General features: G+C 68.0%; 2 protein-coding genes. Both read right to left on the reverse strand.

What is annotated here, in order from left to right; translation table 11 throughout:
• Positions 1-1,401 (reverse strand): family 43 glycosylhydrolase (locus BZL64_RS34970; protein ID WP_086773090.1); only part of this gene is annotated, 1,401 nt, incomplete at its 3' end.
• Positions 1,383-2,327, reverse strand: a complete 945-nt coding sequence (locus BZL64_RS34975) for an arabinan endo-1,5-alpha-L-arabinosidase (RefSeq protein WP_086773091.1) — start codon at positions 2,325-2,327, stop codon at positions 1,383-1,385. The genes BZL64_RS34975 and BZL64_RS34970, both read right to left, overlap by 19 nt.
• Positions 2,328-2,365: the final 38 nt, after the last annotated feature.

Here is a 2,365-nt window from a genome sequence, read left to right on the forward strand (position 1 = left end):
GTTGTTCAGCCACGACCACTGGCGGACGTCCGCCGCGTCCGCCGTCGAGCAGTTCGCCACGTCGGCGACCTTCCCGGTGGCCTGGTTAACGATACGGACGTAGTCACTGTCCGTCGCCAGGAACCGGAACCGCTGGCACGTGTTGTTCAGCCACGACCACTGCCGAAGGTCGGCCCCGTCGGCGGTGGAGCAGTCGGCCGTGTCCATGACCTTGCCGGTCGCGACGTTCACCAGCCGGCTCGTGTCGTCGCCCTGGTCCTCCAGCCGCCACCGCTGGTTGGCGCCCCCGTTGCAGGCGTACTGCTGCACGTTCGCCCCGTCGGCGGCGGAACTCCCGGCCACCTCAAGGCACTTACCGCTGTTGCGGTTGCGCACGGTGTACGTCGTCGAGGCAGCCGACGGCTCCCCGGAGGGCCCGGTCTGACTGGCGCCCAGCCTGACCGGCGTACCGAGGTTCGGCGTACCGTCGGCGTTCCAGGTGAACTTCTGCGCACGGGCCGTACGCCCGTTGTCGCAGCCTTCCGACGCCGCGTCGTTGGCGTGGTAGACGATCCAGCTCTCGGTGCCGTCGGGTGAGGTGAAGAAGCCGTTGTGGCCGGGGCCGTAGACACCGTTCGCGTCGTCGCGCTGGAAGACGGGGGTGGACTTCTTGGTCCAGGCGGACGCCGACAGGGGGTCGGTGCCGGTGAGGGTCAGCTGGCCGAGCTTGTAGTCGGGGGTCCAGCAGCCGCTCGCGGAGTAGATGAGGAAGGTCCGCCCGCCCCGCTGGAGGATCTCCGGCCCCTCGTTGACCGAACCGCCGCTCGTCTCCCAGGAGTTGGTGGGAGTGGAGATCGTCGAGAAGCCGGTCGCCAGGGTGTACGGGTTGGACATCCGGGCCGCGACGAGGTTCTGCGTGCCGCCGCTCGCGCTGCCGAACAGATACAGCTGGCCGTTGATCGTCGCGACCGTCGGGTCCAGCATCCAGGCGGAGTTGAGCTGGTTGCGGTAGGTGTAGGGCCCGAGGGGGTCCGAGCCCGCGCTCTCCAGGACGTGGGTGCGCTGGGTGGCGTTGTAGTCGGTGATGTTCTGCCCGGCGACGTAGTACAGGTACCAGCGGCCGTTGAGGAAGTGCAGCTCGGGGGCCCAGATGTTGCAGCAGCGGCTCGCCGCGTCACCCTGCCAGACCTGGACGTTGGGCGCGGTGGCGAGTCCGGCGAGGGTGGCGGACTTGCGGATGGTGATGACGCTCGTCCAACTCGTCGTCACCATGAAGTAGTTGCCGTCGTGGTAGGTGATCCAGGGGTCGGCGCCCTTCTGCGTCTTGACGGGGTTGGCGAAGGACGCCGCGCCGGCGGTGGACTGACCGACGGACAGGGCGAGTAGCAATGCGGCCAGCAGGGTCAGTAGGCGACGGGCCATCCGCTGCTCCAGTTCAGTAGGTTGATGCCGAGTTTGGGTGTGCCGTTGTCGTTGCCGTCGTAGTAGTGGTAGACGATCAGGTCGCCGTCGGCGTCCTTCACGATCGACTGGCCGCCGGGGCCGATGTACCGCCCGTGGGACTCCAGCACCGGTGTGCCGCCGTTGTTCATGAGGGCGACACCGTTCTTGTCGTAGTACGGCCCGGTGACGCTGGTGGCGCGGCCGACCTTGACCTTGTAGGTGGAGCTGGTGCCGGCGCAGCAGGTGTCGTAGGAGGCGAAGAGGTAGTAGTAACCGTTTCGCTTGACGATGTACGGCGCTTCGACGGCCTTGGTCCCGGTCGGGCGGGAGGCGAGCGAGTAGCGGGTGGTGTTGCTCGACAACTGCTTCCCGGTGCCGGGGTCGATCTGGATCATCTTCAGGCCCGTCCACCAACTACCGAAGGACAGCCACCACTTGCCGTTGTCGTCGACGAAGAGGTTGGGGTCGATGGCGTTGTGGTCGCTGGAGGTGGTGGAGGTGAGGACGGTGCCGTAGTCGGTCCAGGAGCCGGGCAGTCCGGTGGTGGAGGCGGCCAGGCCGATGGCCGACTTGTTGGAGCCGAAGGTGGAGACGGCGTAGTACATGAGGTACTTGCCGCCCTGGTAAGAGATGTCGGGCGCCCAGGCCTCGGTCGTCCCGTACGAGGACCACCAGCCTGGCTTCGTGGAGAACGCGTCGCCGCCCGCACTGAACGCGATGCGGTCGGTGGAGGTGCGGTAGGAGAGGCCGCCGCCGGTGGCGTAGAGGAGGTAACGGCCCGACGAGGTGCGGATCATCGTCGGGTCGTGCACGACCGTGGACCCGGTGACCGTACCGGGGTTGGGGTAGGCGGAGGCGGTGGAGGGGACGAGGGCGAGCAGGACCGCGGCGGGGAGGGCGAACAGCGCGGCTCGCCGGGAGGAGGTGCGGAAGGCGCGGGGGG

Origin of the sequence: Streptomyces bobili, assembly GCF_002154575.1 — a bacterium.
GTDB lineage: Bacteria > Actinomycetota > Actinomycetes > Streptomycetales > Streptomycetaceae > Streptomyces > Streptomyces bobili.